The sequence below is a fragment of the Acidovorax sp. KKS102 genome, assembly GCF_000302535.1.
In the GTDB taxonomy this organism is placed as follows: Bacteria; Pseudomonadota; Gammaproteobacteria; order Burkholderiales; family Burkholderiaceae_C; genus Acidovorax.
This window is the reverse complement of sequence record NC_018708.1, coordinates 4,739,822-4,760,142: the sequence shown is the minus strand read 5'-3', so window position 1 is coordinate 4,760,142 and position 20,321 is coordinate 4,739,822. Positions and strand designations below refer to the sequence as shown.

Annotated in this window: 30 protein-coding genes and 1 tRNA gene; 25 read left to right on the top strand and 6 right to left on the bottom strand. The window is 62.3% G+C overall.

Going from position 1 to position 20,321, the window contains the following annotated elements; genetic code table 11:
• Positions 1-5: 5 nt before the first annotated feature.
• From C380_RS21880 to C380_RS21790, 19 genes are all read left to right on the top strand, one after another.
• Positions 6-1,598, top strand: a complete 1,593-nt coding sequence (locus tag C380_RS21880) for a glycerol-3-phosphate dehydrogenase/oxidase (protein ID WP_015016020.1) — start codon at positions 6-8, stop codon at positions 1,596-1,598.
• A gap of 194 nt (positions 1,599-1,792) precedes the next feature.
• Complete coding sequence (gene rplN, locus C380_RS21875) at positions 1,793-2,161, top strand: 50S ribosomal protein L14 (protein ID WP_007861702.1); 369 nt, start codon at positions 1,793-1,795, stop codon at positions 2,159-2,161.
• A 9-nt stretch (positions 2,162-2,170) separates the two neighbouring features.
• Positions 2,171-2,491, top strand: coding sequence for a 50S ribosomal protein L24 (rplX, locus tag C380_RS21870; protein WP_015016019.1), 321 nt, complete (start codon positions 2,171-2,173; stop codon positions 2,489-2,491).
• 9 nt (positions 2,492-2,500) lie between these two features.
• Entirely contained in the window at positions 2,501-3,040 is a 540-nt protein-coding gene (rplE, locus tag C380_RS21865; RefSeq protein ID WP_015016018.1) for a 50S ribosomal protein L5, read from the top strand.
• Positions 3,041-3,048: 8 nt separating this feature from the next.
• Positions 3,049-3,354, top strand: coding sequence for a 30S ribosomal protein S14 (gene rpsN, locus C380_RS21860; RefSeq protein WP_015016017.1), 306 nt, complete (start codon positions 3,049-3,051; stop codon positions 3,352-3,354).
• Between the two features lie 20 nt (positions 3,355-3,374).
• Positions 3,375-3,770: a 30S ribosomal protein S8 gene (gene rpsH, locus C380_RS21855; protein ID WP_005793636.1), complete on the top strand. Its 396-nt coding sequence runs from the start codon at positions 3,375-3,377 to the stop codon at positions 3,768-3,770.
• A gap of 25 nt (positions 3,771-3,795) precedes the next feature.
• Positions 3,796-4,329: a 50S ribosomal protein L6 gene (gene rplF / locus C380_RS21850; protein WP_015016016.1), complete on the top strand. Its 534-nt coding sequence runs from the start codon at positions 3,796-3,798 to the stop codon at positions 4,327-4,329.
• An 11-nt stretch (positions 4,330-4,340) separates the two neighbouring features.
• Positions 4,341-4,706 (top strand): 50S ribosomal protein L18, encoded by a 366-nt coding sequence (gene rplR, locus C380_RS21845; protein WP_015016015.1) that lies wholly within the window; start codon positions 4,341-4,343, stop codon positions 4,704-4,706.
• 17 nt (positions 4,707-4,723) lie between these two features.
• Positions 4,724-5,242: a 30S ribosomal protein S5 gene (gene rpsE / locus C380_RS21840; RefSeq protein WP_015016014.1), complete on the top strand. Its 519-nt coding sequence runs from the start codon at positions 4,724-4,726 to the stop codon at positions 5,240-5,242.
• 14 nt (positions 5,243-5,256) lie between these two features.
• Positions 5,257-5,439 (top strand): 50S ribosomal protein L30, encoded by a 183-nt coding sequence (gene rpmD / locus C380_RS21835; protein WP_005793644.1) that lies wholly within the window; start codon positions 5,257-5,259, stop codon positions 5,437-5,439.
• Between the two features lie 10 nt (positions 5,440-5,449).
• The gene (gene rplO / locus C380_RS21830; protein ID WP_015016013.1) at positions 5,450-5,881 is read left to right on the top strand and encodes a 50S ribosomal protein L15; all 432 of its coding nucleotides are present in this window, start codon (positions 5,450-5,452) and stop codon (positions 5,879-5,881) included.
• A gap of 24 nt (positions 5,882-5,905) precedes the next feature.
• On the top strand, positions 5,906-7,225 hold the full coding sequence (gene secY / locus C380_RS21825) for a preprotein translocase subunit SecY (protein WP_015016012.1): 1,320 nt from the start codon (positions 5,906-5,908) through the stop codon (positions 7,223-7,225).
• 136 nt (positions 7,226-7,361) lie between these two features.
• Positions 7,362-7,475 carry a 50S ribosomal protein L36 gene (gene rpmJ / locus C380_RS21820; RefSeq protein WP_005793651.1) on the top strand — a complete coding sequence of 38 codons (114 nt, stop codon included), beginning with the start codon at positions 7,362-7,364 and terminating at the stop codon, positions 7,473-7,475.
• Positions 7,476-7,498: 23 nt separating this feature from the next.
• On the top strand, positions 7,499-7,864 hold the full coding sequence (gene rpsM / locus C380_RS21815; RefSeq protein WP_008906516.1) for a 30S ribosomal protein S13: 366 nt from the start codon (positions 7,499-7,501) through the stop codon (positions 7,862-7,864).
• 16 nt (positions 7,865-7,880) lie between these two features.
• Complete coding sequence (rpsK, locus tag C380_RS21810) at positions 7,881-8,285, top strand: 30S ribosomal protein S11 (protein WP_005793662.1); 405 nt, start codon at positions 7,881-7,883, stop codon at positions 8,283-8,285.
• Between the two features lie 92 nt (positions 8,286-8,377).
• Positions 8,378-9,001: a 30S ribosomal protein S4 gene (gene rpsD / locus C380_RS21805; RefSeq protein ID WP_015016011.1), complete on the top strand. Its 624-nt coding sequence runs from the start codon at positions 8,378-8,380 to the stop codon at positions 8,999-9,001.
• Between the two features lie 117 nt (positions 9,002-9,118).
• A complete protein-coding gene (gene rpoA, locus C380_RS21800) occupies positions 9,119-10,111 on the top strand; it encodes a DNA-directed RNA polymerase subunit alpha (RefSeq protein WP_005793666.1) in 993 nt (330 codons plus the stop codon).
• A gap of 154 nt (positions 10,112-10,265) precedes the next feature.
• Complete coding sequence (gene rplQ, locus C380_RS21795; RefSeq protein WP_008906513.1) at positions 10,266-10,658, top strand: 50S ribosomal protein L17; 393 nt, start codon at positions 10,266-10,268, stop codon at positions 10,656-10,658.
• A gap of 22 nt (positions 10,659-10,680) precedes the next feature.
• Positions 10,681-10,757: transfer RNA gene (locus C380_RS21790), tRNA-Met, on the top strand.
• A 166-nt stretch (positions 10,758-10,923) separates the two neighbouring features.
• Here C380_RS21790 and nhaR read toward each other — a convergent pair.
• On the bottom strand, positions 10,924-11,820 hold the full coding sequence (gene nhaR / locus C380_RS21785; protein ID WP_015016010.1) for a transcriptional activator NhaR: 897 nt from the start codon (positions 11,818-11,820) through the stop codon (positions 10,924-10,926).
• 151 nt (positions 11,821-11,971) lie between these two features.
• On the opposite strand from nhaR, the gene C380_RS21780 reads away from it, so the two are divergent.
• On the top strand, positions 11,972-12,520 hold the full coding sequence (locus C380_RS21780; protein WP_015016009.1) for an Rrf2 family transcriptional regulator: 549 nt from the start codon (positions 11,972-11,974) through the stop codon (positions 12,518-12,520).
• A gap of 96 nt (positions 12,521-12,616) precedes the next feature.
• On the opposite strand, the gene C380_RS21775 is transcribed toward C380_RS21780, so the two are convergent.
• The 5 genes from C380_RS21775 to C380_RS21755 form a co-directional block, all read right to left on the bottom strand.
• On the bottom strand, positions 12,617-13,210 hold the full coding sequence (locus C380_RS21775; protein ID WP_015016008.1) for a MarC family protein: 594 nt from the start codon (positions 13,208-13,210) through the stop codon (positions 12,617-12,619).
• Complete coding sequence (locus tag C380_RS21770) at positions 13,207-13,620, bottom strand: VOC family protein (RefSeq protein WP_015016007.1); 414 nt, start codon at positions 13,618-13,620, stop codon at positions 13,207-13,209. Before C380_RS21770 ends, C380_RS21775 begins: the two co-directional genes overlap by 4 nt.
• Before the next feature lie 51 nt (positions 13,621-13,671).
• Positions 13,672-14,046, bottom strand: coding sequence for a hypothetical protein (locus C380_RS21765; RefSeq protein ID WP_015016006.1), 375 nt, complete (start codon positions 14,044-14,046; stop codon positions 13,672-13,674).
• A gap of 62 nt (positions 14,047-14,108) precedes the next feature.
• Positions 14,109-14,480 carry a TraR/DksA family transcriptional regulator gene (locus C380_RS21760; protein WP_015016005.1) on the bottom strand — a complete coding sequence of 124 codons (372 nt, stop codon included), beginning with the start codon at positions 14,478-14,480 and terminating at the stop codon, positions 14,109-14,111.
• A 123-nt stretch (positions 14,481-14,603) separates the two neighbouring features.
• Positions 14,604-15,251 (bottom strand): glutathione S-transferase, encoded by a 648-nt coding sequence (locus C380_RS21755; protein WP_015016004.1) that lies wholly within the window; start codon positions 15,249-15,251, stop codon positions 14,604-14,606.
• A 122-nt stretch (positions 15,252-15,373) separates the two neighbouring features.
• On the opposite strand from C380_RS21755, the gene C380_RS21750 reads away from it, so the two are divergent.
• The 5 genes from C380_RS21750 to C380_RS21730 all read left to right on the top strand — a co-directional run bounded on the left by C380_RS21750 (position 15,374) and on the right by C380_RS21730 (position 20,255).
• Positions 15,374-15,745, top strand: a complete 372-nt coding sequence (locus tag C380_RS21750; protein WP_015016003.1) for a DUF2946 family protein — start codon at positions 15,374-15,376, stop codon at positions 15,743-15,745.
• An 80-nt stretch (positions 15,746-15,825) separates the two neighbouring features.
• The gene (locus C380_RS21745; protein WP_015016002.1) at positions 15,826-18,156 is read left to right on the top strand and encodes a TonB-dependent receptor; all 2,331 of its coding nucleotides are present in this window, start codon (positions 15,826-15,828) and stop codon (positions 18,154-18,156) included.
• Between the two features lie 14 nt (positions 18,157-18,170).
• Positions 18,171-18,731 (top strand): YcnI family protein, encoded by a 561-nt coding sequence (locus C380_RS21740; protein ID WP_015016001.1) that lies wholly within the window; start codon positions 18,171-18,173, stop codon positions 18,729-18,731.
• Between the two features lie 63 nt (positions 18,732-18,794).
• Positions 18,795-19,280 carry a copper chaperone PCu(A)C gene (locus C380_RS21735; protein WP_015016000.1) on the top strand — a complete coding sequence of 162 codons (486 nt, stop codon included), beginning with the start codon at positions 18,795-18,797 and terminating at the stop codon, positions 19,278-19,280.
• 105 nt (positions 19,281-19,385) lie between these two features.
• Positions 19,386-20,255 carry a PhaM family polyhydroxyalkanoate granule multifunctional regulatory protein gene (locus C380_RS21730; RefSeq protein ID WP_015015999.1) on the top strand — a complete coding sequence of 290 codons (870 nt, stop codon included), beginning with the start codon at positions 19,386-19,388 and terminating at the stop codon, positions 20,253-20,255.
• The last annotated feature ends 66 nt before the right edge of the window (positions 20,256-20,321 follow it).

Sequence of the window (20,321 nt, the reverse complement as noted above, 5' to 3'; positions counted from 1 at the left end):
ACCCCATGACCATTGCCACCGCTCCCCTCCCCACACGGCGCGCCGACCTCCTGGCCCGCCTGGCCCAGCCGCACCAATACGACCTCGCCGTGATCGGCGGGGGCGCGACGGGCCTGGGGGTGGCGCTGGATGCTGCGGCACGCGGCTTCAGCGTGGTGCTGGTGGATTCCCACGATTTCGCCAAAGGGACGTCGTCCCGCGCCACGAAGCTGGTGCATGGCGGAGTCCGTTACCTGGCGCAGGGCAATATCGCCCTGGTGCGCGAGGCGCTGCACGAGCGCACCACGCTGCTGCACAACGCCCCCCATCTGGCGCAGCCGCTGCCTTTCGTGATGCCGTCGTACCGTTTCTGGGAAACCCCCTTTTACGGCGTCGGACTGATGATGTACGACGCGCTGGCGGGCAAGGCGGGCCTGGGCGCCACCCAGTTCCTGGGGCGCGAGAGCACCCTGCGGTGCCTGCCCACTGCCCGGACCGAGGGCCTGAAAGGCGGGGTCAAATATTGGGACGGCCAGTTTGACGATGCGCGCCTGGCTCTGGCGCTGGCGCGCACGGCGGCCAGCCTGGGCGCCTTGCTGGTCAATTACTGCCCAGCCAAGTCGCTGGTCCACGAGGCCGGCAAGGTCGTGGGCTTTGTCTGCGAGGACGCGGACAGCGGCCAGCAGTTCACCGTACGCGCCCGCTCGGTGGTCAACGCCACGGGCGTGTGGGTGGACACCCTGCGCCAGATGGACGGCGAAGCCATCGGGCGGCCCGTCAAGCCCATGGTGGCGCCCAGCCAGGGCGTGCACATTGTGGTGGACCGGGAGTTCTTGCCGTCCGACCACGCCTTGATGGTGCCCAAGACGGCCGATGGCCGCGTGCTGTTTGCCGTACCCTGGCTGGGCAAACTCATTCTGGGCACCACCGACAGTCCGCGCCAGGACGTGGTGCGGGAGCCCGAGCCCTTTCGGGAGGAAGTGCGTTTTATCCTGGAGGAGTCCGCCCGCTACCTGACCCGCGCGCCCCGCGTCGAGGACATCCGGAGCATCTGGGTGGGCTTGCGCCCGCTGGTCAAGCCGCAGGACGACGATGGCGATAACACCAAGAAGATCAGCCGGGAACACACGGTGCTGGCGAGTCGCAGCGGCCTGATCACCGTGACCGGCGGAAAATGGACCACCTACCGGGCCATGGCCGAAGATGTGTTGCAAAAATGCTTCACCACGGGTCTGCTGCCCGAAAAGCCTGCCGGTGTGACGAACCAGCTGCCGCTGGTGGGCACGCCACGGGAGCCGGTCCAGCACCGGATCAGCGACGCCCAGGGGCTGCACTCCTATGGCAGCGAAGCGGCCGAAGTGCGGGCAACGCTTGGCGCGCAAACGGATCTGGGTGGCGGCCTGACCGAGGCCATGGTGCGCTTTGCGGCCCGTTTTGAATACGCCTGCACTGTGGAGGATGTGCTGGCGCGCCGCTCGCGCCTGCTGTTCCTGGACGCCCGCAAGGCCCTGGAGCTGGCGCCCGTCGTCGCCCGTATCCTGCGCGAAGAGCTGGGCTCTGACCCGCAACTGGACGCCTTCCTGGCGCTGGCGCCCCAGTATCTGCATGTGCCTGCATAACACGGGCTTGACTTCCCGAAAGTGTTTTGCAATAATCGAGGGCTTCGCGTTTCCTACGTGAAGTTTCTGCCCAGCGGGAAGTGCTGCAAATGGTTTGCGGTGCGGACGACGGGCCCAAGACTGACTGGCTGATTTGCAGCCCTTGAGAAGTTCTCTGGGGCTGTTGTCTTCTGGTGCAAGTTGGGAATATTGAAATGATCCAGACAGAATCTCGGTTAGAGGTTGCCGACAATACCGGCGCCAAGTCCGTCCTTTGCATCAAGGTGCTGGGTGGCTCGAAGCGTCGCTATGCAAGCGTTGGCGACATCATCAAGGTGAGCATCAAAGAAGCCGCTCCACGTGGCCGCGTCAAAAAAGGCGAGGTTTACAGCGCAGTGGTGGTTCGCACGGCGAAGGGTATTCGTCGCGGCGACGGTTCGCTCGTCAAATTCGACGGCAATGCTGCAGTGTTGCTGAATGCAAAGTTGGAGCCTATCGGCACCCGCATCTTTGGACCCGTGACGCGTGAACTGCGTACCGAGAAGTTCATGAAGATCGTGTCCCTGGCTCCTGAAGTTCTCTAAGGACGCGCCATGAACAAGATTCGCAAGGGCGACGAAGTCATCGTGCTGACCGGCCGTGACAAGGGTAAGCGTGGCACTGTCACGCTGCGCAAGGATGATTCCCACCTCGTCATCGACGGCATCAACCTGGTCAAGAAGCATGCCAAGCCGAACCCCATGAAGGGTACGACCGGCGGCATCATCGAAAAGGCCATGCCGATTCACCAGTCCAATGTGGCCATCTTCAATGCCGCTACTGGCAAGGCTGATCGCGTGGGCATCAAGGTGCAGGCTGACGGTTCGCGCGTTCGCGTGTTCAAGTCCAGCGGCGCTGAAATCAAGGCGGCCTAAGGGGTAAACATGGCACGACTCCAAGACATTTACCGCGACAAGATCGCTCCCGAACTGACCAAGCAGTTCGGTTACACCTCGCCGATGCAGGTTCCCCGTCTGACCAAGATCACCCTGAATATGGGCGTGAGCGAAGCAGTCTCGGACAAGAAGGTGATGGATAACGCCGTGGCCGACCTGACCAAGATTGCCGGTCAGAAGCCTGTGGTGACCAAGGCCAAGAAGGCTATCGCCGGTTTCAAGATCCGCGAAGGCCAGGCCATCGGTTGCATGGTCACGCTGCGTGGCGTGCAGATGTATGAGTTCCTGGACCGTTTCGTGACCGTGGCTCTGCCCCGCGTTCGTGACTTCCGTGGTATCTCCGGTCGCGCTTTCGACGGCCGTGGCAACTACAACATCGGCGTCAAAGAACAGATCATCTTCCCTGAAATTGAGTACGACAAGGTTGACGCTTTGCGCGGTCTCAATATCAGCATCACCACGACGGCCAAGTCTGACGAAGAAGCCAAGGCGCTTCTCGCTGGTTTCCGTTTCCCGTTCAAGAACTGAGGCGAAGCATGGCTAAAGTAGCTTTGATCCAGCGCGAACTGAAGCGCGAAAAACTGGCAGCCAAGTACGCAACCAAGTATGCGGAACTGAAGGCAATCGCTGGCGATGCCAAGCGCAGCGACGAAGAGCGTGATGCAGCCCGCCTGGGCCTGCAAAAGCTCCCCCGCAATGCCAACCCCACGCGTCAGCGCAACCGTTGCGAAATCACCGGTCGTCCACGCGGCACCTTCCGTCAATTCGGTCTGGCTCGCGCCAAGATCCGCGAACTGGCTTTCAATGGCGACATCCCCGGTGTCACCAAGGCCAGCTGGTAAGCAGGCAGGAGAGATTAAACATGAGCATGAGTGATCCCATCGCTGACTTGCTGACCCGCATCCGTAATGCACAGATGGTCTCCAAGGCCACGGTTCTGGTGCCTTCTTCCAAAGTGAAGATCGCCATCGCCCAAGTGCTGAAGGACGAAGGTTATATCGACGGCTTCCAGGTCAAGACCGAAGCTGGCAAGTCCGAACTCGAAATTGCCCTGAAGTACTACGCAGGCCGTCCCGTGATTGAGCGCATCGAGCGCGTCAGCCGCCCTGGTCTGCGTGTCTACAAAGGCCGTGATTCCATTCCACAAGTCATGAACGGTCTGGGTGTGGCAATTGTCACGACGCCCAAGGGCGTGATGACCGATCGCAAGGCGCGCGCTACCGGTGTCGGTGGCGAAGTGCTCTGCTACGTGGCCTAACCCGCGGCATTGAGGAGAAACTGAAATGTCCCGAGTAGGAAAAATGCCCGTGACCATCCCCGCAGGTGTGGATGTGTCCGTGAAGAGCGACCAGATCTCCGTCAAGGGTTCTGGCGGCACCCTGTCGCTGGCGCAAAACGCGCTGGTGAAGGTGTCCAGCAATGACGGCAAGCTCAGCTTTGAGCCTGCCAATGATTCCCGCGAAGCCAATGCCATGAGCGGCACGATTCGCCAGTTGGTCAACAACATGGTGGTCGGTGTCAGCAAGGGCTTTGAAAAGAAGCTGAGCCTGGTGGGCGTGGGTTACAAGGCTGCTGCAGCCGGTTCCAAGCTCAATCTGGCCGTCGGTTATTCGCACCCGGTCAACATCGAGATGCCCGCTGGTATCACGGTTGCCACCCCCACGCCCACAGAAGTGGTGATCAAGGGTGCCGATCGTCAACGCGTCGGTCAGATCGCTGCTGAGATCCGTGCTGTTCGTCCACCCGAGCCCTACAAGGGCAAGGGCATCCGCTATGCGGACGAAAAGATCACGATCAAAGAGACCAAGAAGAAATAAGGAGCTGCAACATGTTGACCAAGAAAGAGCAGCGTCTTCGTCGTTCGCGTCAGACCCGCATCCGCATTGCACAGCAAGGCGTGGCGCGTCTCACCGTGAACCGTACGAACCTCCATATCTACGCCAGTGTGATTTCCGGCGACGGCAGCAAGGTGCTGGCAAGCGCTTCGACGGCAGAAGCCGACGTGCGCAAGTCGCTCGGCGGTTCGGGCAAGGGTGGCAACGCCGCTGCAGCCCAGGTCATCGGCAAGCGTATCGCTGAAAAGGCGAAGGCTGCAGGTGTCGAGAAGGTTGCATTTGATCGCGCAGGCTTTGCCTACCACGGTCGCGTCAAGGCTCTGGCCGACGCAGCCCGTGAAGCCGGCCTGCAGTTCTAAGCGGAGCGGAATACAAAATGGCTAAATTTCAACCCAAAGTGCAAGACGAAGGTCGTGACGACGGTCTGCGCGAAAAAATGATCGCGGTCAACCGCGTGACCAAAGTCGTGAAGGGTGGCCGTATCCTCGGTTTCGCTGCACTGACGGTGGTTGGCGACGGTGATGGCCGCGTGGGCATGGGCAAGGGCAAGTCCAAGGAAGTGCCTGCTGCTGTGCAAAAGGCGATGGAAGAAGCTCGCCGCAACATGGTCAAGGTGTCCCTGAAGAACGGCACCATCTATCACAACGTGACCGGCCACCACGGCGCGGCTGTCGTGATGATGGCTCCCGCTCCCAAGGGTACCGGTATCATCGCCGGCGGCCCGATGCGCGCAGTCTTTGAAGTGCTGGGTGTGACCGACATCGTGGCCAAGAGCCATGGTTCGTCCAATCCCTACAACATGGTCCGTGCTACCTTTGATGCGCTCGTCAATTCGACGACTCCGTCGAACGTTGCAGCCAAGCGCGGCAAGACAGTCGAAGACATCTTCGCCTGAACCGGAGCCTGAATATGACAACGCAACAAACCGTCAAGATTCAACTGGTGCGCAGCCCGATTGGCACCAAGGAATCGCACCGCGCCACCGTCCGTGGCCTGGGTCTGCGCAAGCTGAACAGCGTCAGCGAATTGAAGGATTCGCCCGAAGTTCGCGGCATGATTAACAAGATCAGCTACCTGGTCAAAATCGTCTGAGAGATAGATCATGGAACTCAATAGCATCAAGCCCGCAGACGGCGCCAAGCATGCCAAGCGCCGCGTAGGCCGTGGTATCGGCTCCGGCCTGGGCAAGACCGCTGGCCGTGGTCACAAGGGCCAAAAGTCCCGCTCCGGTGGCTACCACAAGGTGGGCTTCGAAGGCGGTCAAATGCCTCTGCAACGTCGCTTGCCCAAGCGCGGCTTCAAGTCGCACCTGCTCAAGTTCAATGCGGAAGTGACGCTGACAGCCCTGGACCAACTGGGTCTGGCTGAAGTGGACGTTCTGGCACTGAAGCAAGCTGGTCTGGTGGGCGAGCTGGCCAAGGTGGTCAAGGTCATCAAGAGCGGTTCCCTGACCAAGGCAGTCAAGCTGTCTGGCGTGGGCGCTACGGCAGGTGCCAAGGCAGCCATCGAAGCTGCTGGCGGCAGCGTCGCCTGAGTGTGGCACTGAAGGAAGGCATCTGTGGCTACTAGCGCGGCTCAAATTGCAAAGACCGGAAAATTCGGCGACCTGCGTCGGCGTCTGGTTTTTCTGTTGCTGGCGCTGGTCGTGTATCGCATCGGGGCGCATATCCCTGTGCCAGGCATCGATCCAGCCCAACTTCAGCAGCTGTTCAGTGGCCAGCAGGGCGGCATCCTGAACTTGTTCAACATGTTCTCGGGTGGCGCGCTGTCGCGTTTCACGGTGTTTGCTTTGGGGATCATGCCGTACATCTCGGCATCGATCATCATGCAGCTGATGACGTACGTGCTGCCCGCCTTCGAGCAGTTGAAGAAGGAAGGCGAAGCCGGCCGCCGGAAGATCACGCAGTACACCCGTTATGGGACCCTGGGCTTGGCCCTGTTCCAGTCGCTGGGTATTGCAGTAGCCCTTGAAAGCTCTGCAGGTCTGGTACTGAGCCCCGGTTTTGGCTTCCGCCTGACGGCAGTGGTCAGCCTGACCGCAGGAACGATGTTTCTGATGTGGCTGGGTGAGCAGATCACGGAGCGTGGTCTGGGTAACGGGATCTCGATCCTGATCTTCGGCGGTATCGCTGCCGGTCTGCCCAGCTCTATCGGTGGCCTTCTGGAACTGGTACGCACCGGTGCAATGAGCATCCTTGCAGCGATCTTCATCGTCATCGTGGTGGGTCTCGTGACTTACTTCGTGGTGTTCGTGGAGCGTGGTCAGCGCAAGATCTTGGTGAATTACGCACGACGACAAGTCGGCAACAAGGTGTATGGCGGCCAGTCGTCGCACTTGCCCTTGAAGCTGAACATGGCGGGTGTGATTCCTCCGATCTTCGCATCGTCGATCATCCTGCTGCCTGCAACCGTGGTGAACTGGTTCAGCGCTGGCGAATCGATGCGTTGGCTCAAGGACATCTCGGGTGCACTGACGCCAGGTCAGCCGATCTATGTGATGTTCTACGCTGCAGCGATCGTCTTCTTCTGCTTCTTCTACACGGCTTTGGTGTTCAACAGCCGCGAGACAGCAGACAACCTGAAGAAGAGCGGCGCGTTCATTCCGGGCATTCGTCCAGGTGAGCAAACTGCACGCTACATCGACAAGATCCTGGTTCGCCTGACGTTGGCGGGCGCGGTGTACATCACTTTTGTGTGTCTGCTGCCCGAGTTCCTGATCCTGAAGTACAACGTTCCGTTTTACTTTGGCGGAACCTCGCTGCTGATCATCGTGGTGGTGACCATGGACTTCATGGCCCAGGTTCAGAACTACATGATGTCGCAACAGTACGAATCGCTGCTCAAGAAGGCGAACTTCAAGGGCGGTGCAGGCGGTTGATGGCACCAAGGCGGCGCGCGGCGCTGTCTACAAAGAGTTGGATATCGGTTGAATTGGCGCCCCACGATTTTCGCGGGCACAAATTGTGTTCCGTGCGAAGCAGCCGGGACGGATGGAAAAGTTTTAGGAGAATGCAATGAGAGTTTCGGCTTCGGTCAAAAAAATCTGCCGCAACTGCAAGATCATCCGCCGCAAGGGTGTGGTGCGTGTGATCTGCACGGATCTGCGTCACAAGCAGCGCCAAGGTTGATTGGAAAGTATTAGAGGACGCATATGGCACGTATCGCTGGCATTAACATTCCGCCGCACAAGCACGCGGAAATCGGTTTGACCGCCATTTTTGGCATCGGTCGCACCCGCGCTCGCAAGATTTGCGAAGCAACTGGTATCGCTTACTCCAAGAAGATCAAGGATCTGACGGACGGCGATCTGGAAAAAATTCGCGAGCAAATCGAGCAGTTCACCATTGAAGGTGACCTGCGCCGCGAAACCACGATGAACATCAAGCGTTTGATGGACATCGGCTGCTATCGTGGCTTCCGCCATCGCCGCGGTCTGCCAATGCGTGGTCAGCGCACTCGTACCAATGCACGCACTCGCAAGGGTCCGCGCAAGGGTGCTGCTGCACTGAAGAAATAAAGATTGAAAGATCATCATGGCTAAGTCTCCTGCCAATAACGCAGCTCAGCGCGTCCGCAAGAAGGTCCGGAAGAACGTTTCGGACGGCATTGCCCACGTGCACGCCTCGTTCAACAACACCATCATCACGATCACCGATCGCCAGGGCAACGCTCTGTCGTGGGCTTCGTCCGGTGGCCAAGGTTTCAAGGGCTCGCGCAAGTCCACCCCCTTTGCAGCCCAGGTGGCTTCCGAAGTGGCCGGCCGCGCTGCCATCGATCAAGGTATCAAGAACCTTGATGTGGAAATCAAGGGCCCAGGTCCTGGTCGTGAGTCGTCGGTGCGCGCACTGGGCGCACTGGGCATCCGCATCACATCGATCTCCGATGTGACCCCGGTGCCTCACAACGGCTGCCGCCCTCAAAAGCGCCGTCGTATCTAATTTCTCTCTAAGCCCACCGCCGCCTGTGAACGCGCAAGCGCCTCAGGCGGCTCCCGCAATGGATTGCGGCAGATGACACAAAGGAAGCTCAAGTGGCACGTTACCTCGGCCCCAAGGCCAAACTCTCCCGCCGTGAAGGCACCGACCTGTTCCTGAAGAGCGCACGTCGCTCCATCGCAGACAAGTCCAAGTTCGACTCCAAGCCCGGCCAACACGGTCGCACTTCGGGCGCCCGCACCTCTGACTACGGTCTGCAACTGCGTGAAAAGCAGAAGGTCAAGCGCATGTACGGCGTGCTGGAAAAGCAGTTCCGCCGTTACTTCGAAGCCGCCGACGGCAAGAAGGGCAACACCGGCGCCAACCTGCTGTTCCTGCTGGAATCGCGTCTGGACAACGTCGTGTACCGCATGGGTTTCGGCTCCACCCGCGCTGAAGCGCGCCAGCTGGTGTCCCACAAGGCCATCACGGTGAACGGCAAGTCGGTGAACATCGCTTCGTACCTGGTCAAGGTGGGCGACGTGGTGGCTGTTCGCGAAAAGTCCAAGAAGCAAGCTCGCGTGGTCGAGGCTCTGCAACTGGCAGCCCAAGTGGGCATGCCTGCCTGGGTGGAAGTGAACGCCGACAAGGCTGAAGGCGTGTTCAAGAAGGTGCCTGACCGCGACGAGTTCGGCGCTGACATCAACGAATCGCTGATCGTTGAGTTGTACTCGCGTTAATCCGTAGAGTACGGAAGTATTTCAAGCAAACCGTCCCTGAACCGCGAGGCATCGCGGTTTAGGTGCTTCACCAGCCTTACCGGTGTAACGAGCTGGGGGTATTGAGAGGAAGTCTGAATGCAAACCAATTTGCTGAAACCCAAGGCGATCAATGTCGAGCAGCTTGGCCACAACCGTGCCAAGGTCGCACTGGAGCCGTTCGAGCGTGGGTACGGCCACACGCTGGGCAATGCCATCCGGCGCGTCCTGCTCTCGTCCATGGTGGGTTACGCAGCGACGGAAGTCACGATTGCAGGCGTTCTGCACGAGTATTCGTCCATCGACGGCGTTCAAGAGGACGTGGTCAACATCCTGTTGAACCTCAAGGGCGTGGTTTTCAAGCTCCACAACCGTGACGAAGTGACACTGAGCCTGCGCAAAGACGGCGAAGGTGTGGTCACTGCCCGTGATATCCAGACCCCTCACGATGTGGAAATCGTCAACCCTGATCACGTGATCGCCAACCTGTCTGCCGGCGGGAAGCTGGACATGCAGATCAAGGTGGAGAAGGGTCGCGGCTACGTGCCCGGTAACCTGCGCCGCTATGCCGACGAATCGACCAAGTCGATTGGCCGCATTGTGCTGGACGCATCGTTCTCCCCCGTGAAGCGCGTGAGCTACACCGTGGAAAGCGCCCGTGTGGAGCAGCGTACCGACCTGGACAAGCTGGTGGTCGAGATCGAAACCAACGGTGCGATCACTGCCGAAGACGCTGTGCGCGCATCGGCCAAGATTCTGGTGGAGCAGCTGGCGGTATTCGCACAGCTCGAAGGCGGCGAACTGGCTGCGTTCGATGCGCCTGCAGGCCCACGTGGCAATGCGACGTTCGATCCGATCCTGCTGCGTCCCGTGGACGAGCTGGAACTGACCGTGCGTTCTGCCAACTGCTTGAAGGCGGAGAACATCTATTACATCGGTGACCTGATCCAGCGCACCGAGAACGAGCTGCTCAAGACGCCTAATCTGGGCCGCAAGTCGCTCAACGAAATCAAGGAAGTGCTGGCATCGCGCGGCCTCACCTTGGGCATGAAGCTTGAGAACTGGCCTCCAGCAGGTCTGGACAAGCGTTAAGCCAAAGCTATAATCGAAGGCTGCCCAAAGTTTGGGCGCCCGGTTTGATGTACCCCGAAAGGGGGACTTTTCGTTCCCCATGGGGAACAGTGCCTCGGACAGTACCTGATCCGGCTGCCCGATTTAATTACATAGACAGTAGAAAGAAAGCACCATGCGCCACGGACACGGCCTTCGCAAACTCAACCGCACCAGCTCGCACCGCCTCGCGATGCTGCAGAACATGATGAACTCGCTCATCGAGCACGAAGTCATCAAGACCACCGTTCCCAAGGCCAAGGAACTGCGCCGCGTGATCGAGCCCATGATCACCCTGGCCAAGGAAGACTCCGTGGCCAACCGCCGCCTGGCTTTCAACCGTCTGCGCGACCGTGACAGCGTGACCAAGCTGTTCAACGACCTGGGCCCCCGTTTCAAGGTGCGTCCTGGCGGCTACACCCGCATCCTGAAGATGGGCTTCCGCGTGGGCGACAATGCGCCCATGGCCCTGGTCGAACTGGTCGACCGTGCTGCAGAAACCGAAAATAATTCGGCAGCAGCTGAATAATAGGGTATAATTTACTTCTTACCGCGCGATGGAGCAGTCTGGTAGCTCGTTGGGCTCATAACCCAAAGGTCGGAGGTTCAAATCCTTCTCGCGCAACCAAAATAGAGCAGTTCCTGCTAAAGCAAAACGCCCACTATCCAGTGGGCGTTTTTGTTTGTGCACCCGGTGGTTGACGCGCTGGGCGCTGCCAAGGGTGGATTGCCTTCGCGATCTCCTGCCCAGACTGCCGTGGAGGTGCCTAACTACCGCGACATTTCCGGCGGGCTCAATGCGCAAAAAAATCCGCCTTTGCGGCTTTGGTGATGGCCACCACACAAGGGTGGGTGATGCGCCTTTCGACGGAGATGGCAAAGAACTCCTCCACCAGTTCGGAGGAGCGCCCGATGACTTCGACGCCAAACTGGGCCGTGGTTTCCTCGTCCAGTACGGAGGGAGAGGTGAAGATGCCCCGGCCTTCACGTCCAAATGCATTCATCAACGCGCTGTCATCGAACTCACCGACCAGGCGGGGCTGCAGTTGGTGCTTGTTCAGCCAATGGTCGAGCTGTTGGCGCACGGACGACATTGGGCCCTGAATGAGCATGGGCGCGCCGTGCAGGCACTGTGGGAATGGTCCCTCCAGCTGCGCCCGCAAGGCAGGGGCGCACAGAAAACTCATGCCGCTGGTCCCCAGCGGGTGGTTGAAGGCCTTGACGCCAATTTTGTTGGACACCGGCTCATCGGCCAGCACCAGGTCCAGCCGATGCAGGCTCAATTGCGCAATCAGTTCGGGAAACTTGCCCTCATGGCAGGTCATGTGCACGCGCTGCGGCATCCCCAGCGCGGGCTCCAGCAGGTGGTAGGCGACTGATTTGGCAATCGAGTCGGCCACGCCCACCCGGAACTCCAGGGGCTTCTCCTGCCCGCGCGCCAGCCGGATGGACTTCTCCAACTCGTCCCCCAGTGCAAAGATCTGCTCGGCATAGCCCAGTGCCACGCGGCCCTCGCTGGTCAGCTCCAGGCCGCGCCCCCGCTTACGGAACAGGTCGTGGCCTAGCCATTCTTCCAGCTGCTTGATCTGGCCAGACAGCGTTTGCGGTGTGGTGTTCAGCTGCTCACCCGCCCGCATCACGCCGCCTGCCTTGGCCACCGTCCAGAAGTAACGCAGGTGCTTGAAATTCATGAAGACCTCAAAGCTTCGAAAAAATCGAAGAAAAAAACACGATAAAACGAATATACGCGAAGTATGAAACTCTCTACATTGACGTTTGGCAGCTTCCGTGGCGATCTGCGCCGCGGCCTAGAGCTGCCTGTGTTCACAAGGAGTAGCAACGATGCGTATCACGACCCGAGGACAGCTGGCGGTATCCGCCATGACCGACCTGGCCCTGCGCCAGAAGATGCGGCCCGTGCCCTTGTCCACCATCAGCGCGCGGCAGGGCATTTCCCTTTCATACCTGGAGCAGCTGTTCAGCGCGCTGCGCCGTGCCGGTCTCGTGGACAGCACCCGCGGACCAGGCGGCGGCTACACGCTGGCGCGGCGGGCCGAGCAGGTGTCGGTGGCAGAAATCATCCTGGCCGTAGAGAACCTCAAGAACGACGAGCTGCAGAACCTGGGCGCAGGCCAGGCTGCGCAGGTCAAATCCATGACGGGCGAGCTGTGGACCAGCTTCAACTCCCGCGTGATGGAATACCTGCAGTCGGTGACGCTGCAGGACCTGGTGGAGCAGGCCCTGAAGCAGGGCACGGTGGTGGAAGAAAAGGCCCCCGCTGCCCGGACCAAGCTGCCCCTGGCGCCCAAGCCCCGTCCGCTGATGGCGCGGGTCAATGTGCCCAACTCGGTGTTTGCGTTGGGGAGCATGCCAATCCTGCAGCGCCGCTGAGTCGGAGGAAGCACGCGGTGGTGCGAGGCGCCGGGTGCGGCGCCAAGCCCTCCGACGCTGGCGCAGGGGCAGGCTGCCCGGCGGCTGGCGACTACGCTACAACTGGTGCGCGAGCTGCTTGATGCCCCGGATCAGCATCTCGACCGAGATCGCGACCAGGATCAGACCCATCAGGCGTTCAAACGCCATCACCACGCGTTCGCCCACCAGACGCTGGATGCGTTCGGCCAGCAAGAGCACCACGGCGCACACGGCCATGGTGACGCACAGCGCGCCCACCCATTCCCATCGCCGCTCCGGCGCCTGGGCCACCAGCAGCATGACGGTGGCCAGTGCCGAAGGGCCTGCCAGCGCAGGAATGGCTAGCGGCACGATCAGCGGCTCGCCTGGCAGCTCCGCCTGCGGGCCGTCTGCCGACGGAAAGATCATGCGCAGCGCGATCAGAAACAGCACCACGGCGCCGGCAATCTGCAGCGACAGGTCGCTCAGGTTCATCACCCGCAGAAACTCCGCCCCGAAGAACAGGAACACCAGCAGCAGGGCAAACGCAATCAACACCTCCCGCAGGATCACCCGCGCCCGGCGCTCGGGCGCCACGCCCCGCAGGGCATTGGCAAAGATGGGGATGTTGCCCAGCGGATCGGTGATCAGCAGGAGCAGGATGGTGGCTGAGGCGAAGGTGTAGCTCACGTTGCGTACACCGCGTCCAGCGAGCGAAAGCCCTTGATCTCGATCGGATTGCCGCTGGGATCGTGGAAAAACATCGTCCACTGCTCGCCGGGCTGGCCTTCAAAGCGCACCTGCGGCTCCAGCACGAAGGCGGTGTCGGCGGCCTTCAACCGCGCGGCCAGTGCATGCCAGTCGGGCAGTTCCAGAATGGCGCCGAAATGCGGCATGGGGACCAGGTGGTCTCCCACATGCCCGGTGCGGGCGCTGGCAAACGGTGTGCCCAGGTGCAACGAGATCTGATGGCCAAAGAAATCGAAGTCCACCCAGGTGTCGGTGCTTCGGCCTTCCTGGCAGCCCAGCAAGCCGCCATAAAAGTGGCGGGCGGCGTCCAGGTCGGTGACGTGAAAGGCGAGGTGAAAGAGGCTGCGCATCCCGCGGAGGATAGCAGCCAGGGGCCACGCCGTGGGGGGCCGATCCGTCGGTCAGGCGACCGACGGATCGGCGGCCATGTTGTCAAACTTCTTGAAGTACTGGCGCGCCATGGCCACCAGCTGGGCGTCTGTCGGATGGTCGGCGGCCACCGAGTCCACCACCACGCTGGCCACGGCCGCATGGTGTTTGGCGGCCCAGTCGCGGAACTGATTGCGCACCAGGCCTGGGCCGGCCAGCAGCACCTCGCGGGTGTGGCCCAGGGCCTGGGCCACTTCGGCAAAAAACGGCGCGAGGTCCTCGGCCTTGCCCTGGTGCTTGTGGTGGCTGCGGGACTTGATGCGCTGGGCTTCGGCGTGTTCGCGGTCGAACATCACCACATGGGCTTCGGATTGGTCCATCCAGACAACGGCGTGAAAAGTGCTCATGAATCGGCTTTCTTGAAGTGATGACAAAACGGGAAGGAAGAGGGCGGAGCGGGCGAACCTGCTCACGCATCACGCGGGTGTTGCTCGGCCTTTTCCTGGCAATGCACGCAGCGCGCTGCCTCGGGTTGGGCGTGCAGGCGTGCAGCCGTGATGTGGGCGCCGCAGTCCGTGCACTCGCCATAGGTGCCCGCTTCGATGCGGGCGAGGGCGGCTTCGACAGCGGCCAGGTGCGCGGTTTCGCGTTCGCCCAGGGCAAATTCCAGTTCGCGCTCGGTGGCCACCTGGGCGCGTGGGTCTTCCGGTTGCCCAAAGTGTTCAGCGGCCACTTCGGCGCGCCCGATGACGCCGCCGCGCTGTGCGGCCAGCTGGGCCAGCAACTCGGACTGCTGGGTCAGCAACTGCTGGCGAAATGGGGCGGCTTGGGTCTTGTCCATGCGGGGTCTCCTCGGGGTGATCGGATACCTGCATGGTGCGCCTGTGCCCGCCGCGATGGGTTGACCAAGGTCAAGGGATGGCGCGCGGTGTCACTGCCCGGTTGACACCGCTGCGGAGCGGGCTCAGCGCTTGGGCGGGCGCGCCAGCATTTCGGCGGTGTTGGTCTTGCGGTCCACGTTCACGCGCTGCACATGGGGGCGCTCGGCCATGCGGGCCAGGTAGTCGCGCACGGGCAGGTCGGCCAGGTAGTCCTTGCCGTAGATGATCTTGGTGGCCGAGCTGACCAGCGGCAGGTGCACGATGGCCGCGCAGTCGGCCATGGTGAAGGTGTCGCCGCCCACGTAGGGGCTGAACTGGGCCAGCTGGCCGAAGGCGGCAATGTTCTTCTGCAGCTGTGCGCCGACCTTTTCCTTGGCCGTCTCGCTCACGGTGCCGCCAAAGAAGGCCTGGGGATACAGGTTGCGCGCGACCAGCTCCAGGTGCAGTTCCAGGAATGTGATCAGCTCGCGCACCTTGGCGGCTTGGTAGGGGTCGGCCGGGATCAGCGGGTGCTCGGGATGGGCGGCTTCGATGTAGTCGGCCATCACGGCAGACTCACACAGCGGTCCCTGCGGCGTGCGCAGGTAGGGCACCTTGCCCAGCGGGCTGGCGCTGCGGTCGGTTTCGCCCACCCAGGCCAGCTCTTCGGTGAACGGCAGGCCCTTTTCGAGCAGGGCCAGCTTGACCTTGTTGTAGTAGTTGCTGGCCGAAAAGCCGCAGAGTGTGAGCATGGTGTGTCTCCGATGTGTTGTAGGGGCAAACGCACATCCTAGGCCCGCACCTGGTGCGGGGCGGTCACGCAGATGACCCGTGCGCTGGCTGGCGCGGACTGCGCACCTACAATGGCGCCTCCATGTCGTTGCCGTCCCTCCAAACCATCCGCAGCCTTCGCTGGCTCGCCCGCTGTGTGCTGGCGTGGTTTGTGTTGTCGATCGGCGTGGCCGTTGCGTCGCCGCTGGTGCACCCGCAGGCCATGGAGCTGATCTGCTCAGGCTCGGGGGCGATCAAGGTGCTGGTCAAGACCGACGACGGCGCCAAGGAGCTGCCCAGCCACACGCTGGACTGCCCGCTGTGCGCGCATGTGGGCGCTCCCCCTCCCGCATCGCAGGCCCAGCTGCCTGTGGTTCACCCGCTGGCGCATGCCCTGCGCCCCATCCCTGCCGCGCACATTGCAGCGCGCACCGCCGCGCCCCTGCCGCCGCGCGGGCCCCCATCGCTCTCCTGAAATCGCTATTGATTCGATAGCTGCTGGCGCATGATTCACTTGCGCTTGCGGCCTATTTGGTTTGATTTTCAGGAGTTTCCATGCGCAACAGCCGCATGGCGCTGGCCGTGGCCAGTGCCTTTCCCCTCGCCCTTGGCATCGCGTCCGCTGGGGCTTCATCCGCTTTCGCCCAGACCGCTGACAGCACCAGCACCACCAGCCATGCCCCGGTCAAGGAACTGGGCGTGGTCACCATCACCGGCGGCCAGCCCACCTCGCTGCCCACGCAGATCCCCACCACCATCGAGGGCGTGACGCGCGAGCAGATCGAGCACTCGATCAACGCCACCGACAGCGAAGACGCCCTCAAGTACCTGCCCAGTCTGCTGGTGCGCAAGCGCTATATCGGCGACTACAACCACGCCGTGCTGTCCACCCGCGCCTCGGGCACGGGCAACCCGGCGCGGTCCATGGTGTTTGCCGATGGCATTTTGCTGAGCAACTACCTGGGCAACGGCCCCACCAACGCGCCACGCTGGATGCTGGTCACGCCCGAAGAGATCGAGCGCGTGGACGTGCTCTACGGCCCGTTTTCGGCCGCCTACGCAGGCAACTCGGTGGGCGCGGTGGTGGACTACGTCACGCGCATGCCGACGAAGTTTGAGGCGCACGGGCAGGTCAGCACCCAGCACCAGCCGTTTGACCTGTACAACACCAACGGCACCTACGGCGGCAAGCAGGTGAGCGCCTCGGTGGGCAACAAGAACGGCGACTGGTCCTGGTTCCTGAACTTCAACAAGACCGATAGCGAAGGCCAGCCGCTCACCTTCCCCACGCGCCTGGTGTCCGCTGGCACCGTGGGTAACGCGGGCACACCCGTGACGGGCGCCGTGCTGGGCAACAACCGCAGCAACCAGCCCTGGTACCTGCTGGGCACGGCCACGCAGTACCACACCCAGCAAGACCACCTCAAGGCCAAGATCGCCTATGACTTCTCGCCCACGGTGCGGGCCGCCTACACCTTTGGCTGGTGGCACAACGAGTCAGAAGGCCGGCCCACCAGCTACCTGCGCGACGCCAATGGCAATGCGGTCTACAGCGGCACCGTGAACATCAACGGACGCTCTTTTGCGCTCACGCCGACGGATTTCAACGTGTCCAACGAAGACCTCACGCATTTCATGCACGGTCTGTCGGTCAAGAGCCGCACGCAAGGCGTTTTTGACTGGGAGGTGGCCGCCAGCGTGTACGACTACCAGACCGACACCTTGCGCGCCGCCACCGTCGCACTGCCTGCGGCGCTGAACGGCGGGGCAGGGCGTATCGTCAACAGCAAGGGCACGGGCTGGAACACGCTGGCTGCCAAGGGCACCTGGCGGCCTGATGGCATGCAGGGCGCGCACATTGTGGACTTTGGTTTGCAGCGCGACAGCTACCAGTTGCGCACGGTGGAGAACGCTACGACGAACTGGATCAGCGGCGATGCAGGTGCCCGCAACCAGGCCTTCAACGGCGACACTCAACTGCTGGGCCTGTGGGCGCAAGACACCTGGAAGATCGCCCCCCAGTGGAAGGCCGTGCTGGGTGCCCGCGCCGAGCGCTGGAGCGCCAGCAATGGTCAGACGGGCAACGCCACCACGATCGTGAGCCACCCCGAGCGCAACGAGACCTACCTCTCACCCAAGGCGGCCGTGGCCTACCAAGCCAATGATCTGTGGGTGCTGAAGGCATCGACCGGCCGCGCCGTGCGCATGCCCACGGTGGCCGAGCTGTACCAGGGTGGCATCAGCGGCAGCGGCACGCTCATCAACAACGACCCCAACCTCAAGCCCGAAAAGAGCTGGACCACCGAGCTGACGGCCGAGCGGGACCTAGGCAACGGGCTGCTGCGCCTGACCGCATTCTTCGAGCGCACCAAGGACGCGCTGTACTCGCAGACCAATGTGCTCGTCACGCCCAACGTGACCAATGTGCAGAACGTGGACGCCATCCGTACCAAGGGCCTGGAGCTGTCGTACCAGGGCTCCAACGTCTTCGTGCGCGGGCTGGAGCTGGGCAGCAGCCTGACTTGGACAGACTCCAAGATCACGCGCAACGACAAGTTTCCGGCCAGCGTGGGCAAATGGCAGCCGCGCATCCCCGAGTGGCGCGCTACGGCCGTGGCCACTTACCGGCCCGATGCCACCTGGTCATACACCCTGGGCGCGCGCTACAGCGGCAAACAGTACAGCACGCTCGACAACACCGACCCCAACGGCTTTGCCTACCAGGGTGCCAGTCGCTACTTCACCACCGATGTGCGCGTGCGCTACCAGATCACCAAAGCGGTCAGCGCCGCCGTGGGCATCGACAACTTGAACAACTACCAGTTCTGGAACTTCCATCCCTACCCGCAGCGCAGCTACATGGCTGAGTTGAAGGTCTCCCTCTGAAAGGAATACGCTCCATGTCGTTGATTACTATGAAAAAGATAGCTGCTGCCGCATGTTTGACTGGCGCTACCGCCCTGTTCGGCACTGCATCGGCCCATGTGGTGCTTGAATACCAGGTCGCTCCGGCCGGCGCCAGCTACAAGGCCGCGTTCAAGGTGGGCCACGGCTGCGGCGCATCGCCCACGCGGCAGGTGGTGGTGGACATTCCCGCAGGCATGCGCGGCGCGCGCCCCATGCCCAAGCCGGGCTGGACGCTCGACGTGCAGCGCGACAAGCTGGCCCAGCCCTACACCAGCCACGGCCGCAGCATCACCGAAGACGTGGTGCGCATCACCTGGACGGCCAAGACGCCGGACGACATGTTGCAGAGCGCGCACTACGACGAGTTTGTGCTGGTGGCCCAGGCGCCGGAGCAGGCGGGCACCGTGTACTGGCCGGTGCGCCAGGTCTGCACCGAGGGCCGCAACGATTGGACCGAGGTGCCCAAGGCGGGCCAGCAGCTGTCGGACCTGAAGTCCCCTGCCGCTGCGCTGGAGATTCTGCCCACCGGTGGCTCCGCTGCCCACAATCACTGACAGTCGGGCCCAGAGCCTGTTGCTGCTTCCCTTTCTTCTCTCGCAAACCGAAAGACATTCACCATGAAAAAACTGTTTCACACCGCTGCCGTCTTTGCCGCACTGCTGAGTGCCCCTGCATGGGCCCAGACCGCCGCCGTCAAGGTCGAAGGCGCCTGGGCGCGTGCCAGCGTGCAGGGCCAGAAGGCCACGGGCGCATTCATGCGCCTGACCGCCAAGGACGGTGCTCGCCTGGTACGTGCCGAGTCGCCCGCTGCCGGCCTTGCCGAGGTGCACGAGATGAAGATGGAAGGCGACATCATGAAGATGCGTGCGGTGCCTACGCTGGACCTGCCCGCAGGCAAGACAGTGGAACTCAAGCCCGGGGGCTACCACATCATGCTGCTGGACCTGAAGGCGCCCCTGGCCAAGGACAGCGCGGTGCCCATCACCCTGGTGTTCCAGGACGCCAAAGGCGTGGAAAGCAAGCTCAACCTCACGCTGCCCGTGGGCACGGCTGCGCCCGGTGGCGCCACGGCGGGCAGCATGATGGATGGGCATAAACACTGAGGTGACAGCCGCCGCAGCGCCTTCGCGGGCGCAACGCATTGGAGTAAGCTGTGACTCCTCAGAACCTTCAGCAGGTTCTCACGACCCACCTCTTGCGGAGCGGCCATGAGCGACACATCCAACTTCGGTTTCGGCAAATTCGTCCCCGGTTTTGATTTTCTGCAAAGCCTTGCCAAAGGGGCGTCCAGCAGCATTCCGCAGTTGCCCAACCTCAGCAATTGGGTGGCGCCCACCATCAGCGTCGAAGAGCTGGAAAAGCGCATCGACGAGCTCAAGGCCGTGCAGTTCTGGCTGGAGCAGAACTCGCGCGCGCTGGCCGCCACCATCCAGGCGCTGGAGGTGCAGAAGATGACCCTGGCCACGCTCAAGGGCATGAACTTCAGCATGGGCGATGTGGCCAACGCCTTCAAGCTCAAGACCGCCGACACGGTGATGAGTGGCGTGCAAAAGGCCGCCGACACCGTGACTGGCGCCGCCGAGGCCGTGGCTGGCGCGGCGGCCCGCGTCACAGGCCGCGCCGCCGCTGAAGAGGAAACCCCGGACGAGGCCGACGCCGAGCCTGCACCGGCTGCCAAGGCCAAGCCCAAAGCCAAGGGCAAGACTGCGGCTGCGGCCGAGCCCGCCGTGGTGGACCCGATGCAGTGGTGGGGTGCGCTCACCAGCCAGTTTCAGCAGATCGCGGCCAACGCCATGAAGGACGCGGCCAAGCAGACTGCCATCGACACCACCAAGAACATGGCCACCGGCCTGGCCAAGGAAGCCCTCAAGACAGCCACCGGCATGGCCAGCCAGTTTGCCGCCAAGGGCATGCAGACCATGCAGGGCGGTGCCAAGCGCGCGGCGGCATCATCCGCAGGCGCCGAAAAAAAGACAGCTGCGGCCAAGAAACCCGCAGCCCGCAAAACCACTACGAAGCCCGCCGCCAAGAAGGCCGGCGGCACCCGCAGCCCGGCTGCCCGCAAGCGAGCGGGCTGACGCCAACGCGGGCGGGTGCGGCAGCACGCGGGTGGTGCCACGTTGCATCACCTCCCGCCCCGGCAC

Bases quoted from the DNA above. Each gene is read 5' to 3' on its own strand.
- C380_RS21880 (WP_015016020.1), top strand. From the start codon at position 6: ATGACCATTGCCACCGCTCCCCTCCCCACACGGCGCGCCGACCTCCTG.
- rplN (WP_007861702.1), top strand. From the start codon at position 1,793: ATGATCCAGACAGAATCTCGGTTAGAGGTTGCCGACAATACCGGCGCC.
- rplX (WP_015016019.1), top strand. From the start codon at position 2,171: ATGAACAAGATTCGCAAGGGCGACGAAGTCATCGTGCTGACCGGCCGT.
- rplE (WP_015016018.1), top strand. From the start codon at position 2,501: ATGGCACGACTCCAAGACATTTACCGCGACAAGATCGCTCCCGAACTG.
- rpsN (WP_015016017.1), top strand. From the start codon at position 3,049: ATGGCTAAAGTAGCTTTGATCCAGCGCGAACTGAAGCGCGAAAAACTG.
- rpsH (WP_005793636.1), top strand. From the start codon at position 3,375: ATGAGCATGAGTGATCCCATCGCTGACTTGCTGACCCGCATCCGTAAT.
- rplF (WP_015016016.1), top strand. From the start codon at position 3,796: ATGTCCCGAGTAGGAAAAATGCCCGTGACCATCCCCGCAGGTGTGGAT.
- rplR (WP_015016015.1), top strand. From the start codon at position 4,341: ATGTTGACCAAGAAAGAGCAGCGTCTTCGTCGTTCGCGTCAGACCCGC.
- rpsE (WP_015016014.1), top strand. From the start codon at position 4,724: ATGGCTAAATTTCAACCCAAAGTGCAAGACGAAGGTCGTGACGACGGT.
- rpmD (WP_005793644.1), top strand. From the start codon at position 5,257: ATGACAACGCAACAAACCGTCAAGATTCAACTGGTGCGCAGCCCGATT.
- rplO (WP_015016013.1), top strand. From the start codon at position 5,450: ATGGAACTCAATAGCATCAAGCCCGCAGACGGCGCCAAGCATGCCAAG.
- rpmJ (WP_005793651.1), top strand. From the start codon at position 7,362: ATGAGAGTTTCGGCTTCGGTCAAAAAAATCTGCCGCAACTGCAAGATC.
- rpsM (WP_008906516.1), top strand. From the start codon at position 7,499: ATGGCACGTATCGCTGGCATTAACATTCCGCCGCACAAGCACGCGGAA.
- rpsK (WP_005793662.1), top strand. From the start codon at position 7,881: ATGGCTAAGTCTCCTGCCAATAACGCAGCTCAGCGCGTCCGCAAGAAG.
- rpoA (WP_005793666.1), top strand. From the start codon at position 9,119: ATGCAAACCAATTTGCTGAAACCCAAGGCGATCAATGTCGAGCAGCTT.
- rplQ (WP_008906513.1), top strand. From the start codon at position 10,266: ATGCGCCACGGACACGGCCTTCGCAAACTCAACCGCACCAGCTCGCAC.
- nhaR (WP_015016010.1), bottom strand. From the start codon at position 11,820: ATGAATTTCAAGCACCTGCGTTACTTCTGGACGGTGGCCAAGGCAGGC.
- C380_RS21780 (WP_015016009.1), top strand. From the start codon at position 11,972: ATGCGTATCACGACCCGAGGACAGCTGGCGGTATCCGCCATGACCGAC.
- C380_RS21770 (WP_015016007.1), bottom strand. From the start codon at position 13,620: ATGCGCAGCCTCTTTCACCTCGCCTTTCACGTCACCGACCTGGACGCC.
- C380_RS21765 (WP_015016006.1), bottom strand. From the start codon at position 14,046: ATGAGCACTTTTCACGCCGTTGTCTGGATGGACCAATCCGAAGCCCAT.
- C380_RS21760 (WP_015016005.1), bottom strand. From the start codon at position 14,480: ATGGACAAGACCCAAGCCGCCCCATTTCGCCAGCAGTTGCTGACCCAG.
- C380_RS21755 (WP_015016004.1), bottom strand. From the start codon at position 15,251: ATGCTCACACTCTGCGGCTTTTCGGCCAGCAACTACTACAACAAGGTC.
- C380_RS21750 (WP_015016003.1), top strand. From the start codon at position 15,374: ATGTCGTTGCCGTCCCTCCAAACCATCCGCAGCCTTCGCTGGCTCGCC.
- C380_RS21745 (WP_015016002.1), top strand. From the start codon at position 15,826: ATGCGCAACAGCCGCATGGCGCTGGCCGTGGCCAGTGCCTTTCCCCTC.
- C380_RS21740 (WP_015016001.1), top strand. From the start codon at position 18,171: ATGTCGTTGATTACTATGAAAAAGATAGCTGCTGCCGCATGTTTGACT.
- C380_RS21735 (WP_015016000.1), top strand. From the start codon at position 18,795: ATGAAAAAACTGTTTCACACCGCTGCCGTCTTTGCCGCACTGCTGAGT.
- C380_RS21730 (WP_015015999.1), top strand. From the start codon at position 19,386: ATGAGCGACACATCCAACTTCGGTTTCGGCAAATTCGTCCCCGGTTTT.